General features: G+C 62.8%; 6 protein-coding genes. 5 read left to right on the forward strand and 1 reads right to left on the reverse strand.

The window, feature by feature from the left end:
- Positions 1 to 281: aminotransferase class I/II-fold pyridoxal phosphate-dependent enzyme (locus AC1DX0_RS31360; protein WP_477358310.1), on the reverse strand; the 281-nt coding region annotated here is incomplete at its 3' end.
- A 146-nt stretch (positions 282 to 427) separates the two neighbouring features.
- On the opposite strand from AC1DX0_RS31360, the gene AC1DX0_RS31365 reads away from it, so the two are divergent.
- The 5 genes from AC1DX0_RS31365 to AC1DX0_RS31385 all read left to right on the forward strand — a co-directional run.
- On the forward strand, positions 428 to 1,819 hold the full coding sequence (locus AC1DX0_RS31365; protein WP_477221396.1) for a M48 family metalloprotease: 1,392 nt from the start codon (positions 428 to 430) through the stop codon (positions 1,817 to 1,819).
- Positions 1,820 to 1,883: 64 nt separating this feature from the next.
- Positions 1,884 to 2,738 (forward strand): DsbA family protein, encoded by an 855-nt coding sequence (locus tag AC1DX0_RS31370; RefSeq protein WP_477221395.1) that lies wholly within the window; start codon positions 1,884 to 1,886, stop codon positions 2,736 to 2,738.
- 145 nt (positions 2,739 to 2,883) lie between these two features.
- Entirely contained in the window at positions 2,884 to 3,318 is a 435-nt protein-coding gene (aroQ, locus tag AC1DX0_RS31375) for a type II 3-dehydroquinate dehydratase (RefSeq protein ID WP_019857903.1), read from the forward strand.
- A 26-nt stretch (positions 3,319 to 3,344) separates the two neighbouring features.
- Positions 3,345 to 3,803, forward strand: a complete 459-nt coding sequence (gene accB, locus AC1DX0_RS31380; protein ID WP_477221394.1) for an acetyl-CoA carboxylase biotin carboxyl carrier protein — start codon at positions 3,345 to 3,347, stop codon at positions 3,801 to 3,803.
- Positions 3,804 to 3,813: 10 nt separating this feature from the next.
- On the forward strand, positions 3,814 to 4,699 hold an 886-nt coding region (locus AC1DX0_RS31385; protein WP_477358311.1), incomplete at its 3' end, for an ATP-binding protein.

Below are 4,699 nucleotides of genomic sequence, written 5' to 3' on the forward strand. Positions count from 1 at the left end.
ATCCGGCCGGGTTCGATTTCGAGCCGATAATGCTCCGCGTAATGCTCGGCGATCGCCTTGCGCAGACCAGCCAGACCCAACGTGTCGGTGTAGCCTATGCGGCCGTGCTCCAAGGCCTTGGCCGCGGCGGCGCGAACCCGTGCGGGCGCCGGATCGGATGGCTGGCCGACCGCCATGGAAATCACCGGCACGCCCTGGGCCTTGAGCCTGTTCGCCTCGGCCAGRATGTCCATGGCGTGGAACGGCTCGACATTGCCGCGACGTGAGAGCGAAACGACCATTTTATCCCTATCCCGACGGTTGGGCACGCCATGCCTTGAATACATGCGCCGCACAAATGCCCGATTGATGTGAGGATCACAAGTTGAGGAAGTTTTCCGGTGCCGACTTTTCATCTTTCGCCCGCTCGTCTACCAGTGGACACGTCATGTTGAGCCGACCCAGATCTACGATTGCCCGGATTGCGCGTGTTTTCACGACGCTTTCGCTTGGCGTCGCGGTTGCCGTGGCGAGTTCGGCCACCGCCTTCGCCCAGAACGTGCCGGTGGTACGCGATGCCGAGATCGAGGCTCTGGTGCGCGACTACGCGCGGCCGATCTTCAAGGCGGCGGGGCTCGCGAATGACGGCATCGATATCGTGCTGGTCAATGATTCCAGCTTCAACGCTTTCGTCACCGGGCGCCGGCTGTTCATCAACACCGGCGCGCTGATGACGGCGGAAACGCCCAATGAGATCATCGGCGTCATCGCGCATGAGGCCGGCCATATCGCCGGCGGCCACCAGCAGAAACTGCGTGACCAGCTCGAACGCGCCAAGACGATGGCCATCATCGCGACATTGCTTGGCGCCGGCGCGATGGTTGCCGGTGCGACCACCAACAGCCGCGGCCTGGCTGGCGCCGGCATGGGTGTGGCCGCCGGCGGCGGCGAGATGGCACAGCGCAGCATCCTCGCCTACCAGCGCACCGAGGAGATCACGGCCGACCGTTCGGCGATAACCTATCTCAACGCCACCGGCCAGTCCGGCATGGGCATGCTGAAGACGTTCCGGCGCTTCCAGACCGCGCTGTCGCTGTCGGGTGCGCAAGTCGATCCCTATCGGATCAGCCACCCGATGCCGCAGGAGCGCATCGCCAATCTCGAAGTGCTGGTGACGCAGAGCCCCAATGTCGACAAGGTCGACCCGCAGACGCTGCAGCAGCGCCATGACATGATGCGGGTGAAGATCGCCGTCTATATGGAAGGCCAGGCCACCGCGGCGCGGCTGATGCAAAAGATGAGGGGCAGCCTTGCAGCACAATATGGCGATGCCCAATCGACCTATCTTTACGGTGACATCGCCGGCGCACTCGCCAAGACCAACGCGCTGATCAAGGCGCAACCCAAGAATGCCTATTTCCAGGAGTTGCGCGGCGACATCTTGATGAAGGCGAACAAGCCCAAGGACGCGACGGAAGCCTACGAAAAGGCGGTCAGCCTCGATCCGGTCCGGTCCGGCTTGCTGCCTGTCTCGCTTGGCCAGGCGCTGATGGCGGTCGGCACGCCCGACACGCTGAAGAAGGCCGTCGTACAGATCAACAATGGCTTGGGGCGCGACAAGGAAAATTCCGCCGGCTACCGCTATCTGGCGCAGGCTTACGGCGAACTGGGAGACATACCAGGCGCCGAGCTTGCCACCGCCGAAGGTCACTTCTATTCCGGCAATTACAAGGATGCGAAGATCTTCGCCATGCGGGCGCAGCAGCAGATGAAGCGCGGCGAGCCGCGTTGGATACGAGCCCAGGACATCATAAACTACAAATCGTCTAGCAAGATCTAGTGAACCTTCAGGCGACGCGCTGCGACACAGCCGCACCGGGAAACAGGCAAAAGGAACGAGAACGATGAAAAAGGCACTGCTGCTGGGCACCACGGGGATTGCTGTAGCCCTTGCCATGCTGGCTTTCGGTTTCGTGGCCGGCAGCCCGCAGATTGCCAAGGCCGGTACGGCGCAGCCTGTCCAGACGGCGCAGCCTGTCGAGACGGCGCAGCCTGTCCAGACCGCAGGGGCCGACACCAAGGCGGCCGATACCAAGATCGACCGCGCCGAGGTCGAAGGGATCATCCGCGACTACCTCTTGAAGAACCCGGAAGTGCTSCTCGAAGTGCAGGACGCGCTCGAGGCCAAGCAGAAGGAGGAACAGCGCCTCGCCGCGCTCGGCGTCATCAAGAACGCCAAGGACCAGATCTTCAACTCCAGCTTCGACGGCATCGTCGGCAACCCGAACGGCAAGGTGACGATCGTCGAGTTCTACGACTACAATTGCGGCTTCTGCAAACGCGCCATCGACGACATGCGGGCGCTGACCAAATCCGATCCGGATCTGCGCTTCGTACTCAAGGAATTCCCGATCCTCGGCCCGGATTCGCAAAAGGCCAGCGTCGTCTCGATGGCCTTCCACCTGATGATGCCGGAAAAGTACGGCGAGTTCCACAATGCCCTGCTCGGCGGCCAGGGACGCGCCACCGAAGCGACGGCGATCAAGATTGCGCTTTCGCTCGGCGCCGACGAGGCGACTTTGCGCGAAAAGATGAAGGATCCGTCGATCAGCGAGGCCTTCTCCAAGACCTACGATCTTGCCAATAAGCTGGCGATCACCGGAACGCCGTCCTATGTCGTCGGCAATGAGGTGGTGTTCGGGGCTCTCGGGCAGGAGGTGCTGGCGGAAAAGATCGAGGCGGCGAAAGCCGCGCTTTGATCAGCCGGGGGTTTTCTTCACCGGCGCATTTCGGCCTGTTGTGGACAGTGAAAGAACGCACTTGCGCTCTTTTCGCGGACGGCTATGCCCGGTATAGAGGCCCAGCGCGCCGGTTTGATACCGGCGCCGGAAAAGGTCGGCTTTTTTGAAAACGGTTTTCGTCCTGAACGGTCCCAATCTAAACGCGCTCGGCAAGCGCGAGCCGGGCATTTATGGCGGCAAGACGCTTGCCGCGATTGCCGACGACTGCAAGCAGGCCGGCGCGTCGCTTGGGCTCGAGATCGATTTCCGCCAGTCGAACCATGAGGGCGATCTTGTCGACTGGATCCAAGAAGCCGGTGACAAGGCTGCCGGCATCGTCATCAATCCCGGTGCCTACAGCCATACCTCGATCGCGATCCACGACGCCATCCGTTCGGTCGCGCCGCTGCCGGTCGCCGAAGTTCACCTTTCCAACATCCATGCGCGGGAATCATTCCGCCACGTCTCCATGGTCGCGCCGGTCGCCGTCGGCATGATCTGTGGCTTTGGGCCGCTCGGCTACACGCTGGCGCTACAGGCGCTGGCCGCACGCCTATGACCGGCCAACAAACAGAAGGCTCGAAAATKTCGATAAAGAAGACCGGTGTTGACCAGCAACTGATCCGCGATCTGGCGGGCATACTGAACGACACCAACCTGACCGAGATCGAGGTTGAACTGGGTGACCTGAAGGTGCGCGTGTCGCGGCAGGCGCCTGCCGTCCACGCGATTGCGGCCCCCCAGCCCACCTATGCGCCAGCTGCCGCCCAAACCGCTGCAGCGGCAGCGCCGGCGGTGGTCGACGTGTCGAAGAACGCGGTCACCTCGCCGATGGTCGGCACTGCCTATCTGGCGCCGTCGCCCGACGCCAAGGCGTTCATCGAGGTCGGCCAGAAAGTCAAGGAAGGCCAGACGCTGCTGATCATCGAGGCGATGAAGACGATGAACCAGATTCCTTCGCCGCGCGCCGGCACGGTGACGGCGATCCTGTTCGAGGATGCTTCACCGGTCGAATACGGCATGCCGCTCGTCGTGATCGAGTAGAGCGGGCAGTATGTTCCAAAAAATCCTCATCGCCAATCGCGGCGAAATCGCCCTTCGGGTGCTGCGCGCCTGCAAGGAACTCGGCATCCAGACGGTGGTGGTGCATTCGACCGCCGACGCCGACGCCATGCATGTGCGGCTGGCCGACGAGAGCGTGTGCATCGGYCCGCCRCCRTCGCGCGACAGCTATCTCAACATCCAYCAGATCGTCGCGGCCTGCGAGATCACCGGCGCCGACGCCGTGCATCCGGGCTACGGCTTCCTGTCGGAGAACGCCAAGTTCGCCGACATATTGGCCGCGCACAACATCACCTTCATCGGCCCGTCCGGCGACCACATCCGCATCATGGGCGACAAGATCGAAGCCAAGCGCACGGCCAAGCGCCTCGGCATTCCGGTGGTGCCCGGTTCGGACGGCGCCGTCACCGATCAGAAGGAAGCCAGGCGCATTGCCGCCGAGATCGGCTATCCCGTGATCATAAAGGCATCGGCAGGTGGTGGCGGGCGCGGCATGAAGGTTGCCCTTACCGAGGCTGACCTCGAGATCGCCTTGCAGACAGCGAGCACGGAAGCCGGTGCGGCCTTCGGCGACGATGCCGTCTACATCGAGAAATACCTGGAAAAGCCGCGCCACATCGAGGTGCAGGTGTTCGGCGACGGCTTCGGCCGCGGCGTGCATTTCGGCGAGCGCGACTGTTCTCTGCAACGCCGCCAYCARAAAGTCTGGGAAGAGGCGCCCTCGCCGGCCCTCAACGCCGAGGAGCGAGCCCGCATCGGCGGTATCTGCGCCAACGCCATTGCCGATCTCGGCTATTCCGGCGCCGGCACGATCGAATTCCTTTACGAGAATGGCGAGTTCTATTTCATCGAGATGAACACGCGCCTGCAGGTCGAGC

The organism is Mesorhizobium sp. P3_A9, assembly GCF_056402975.1.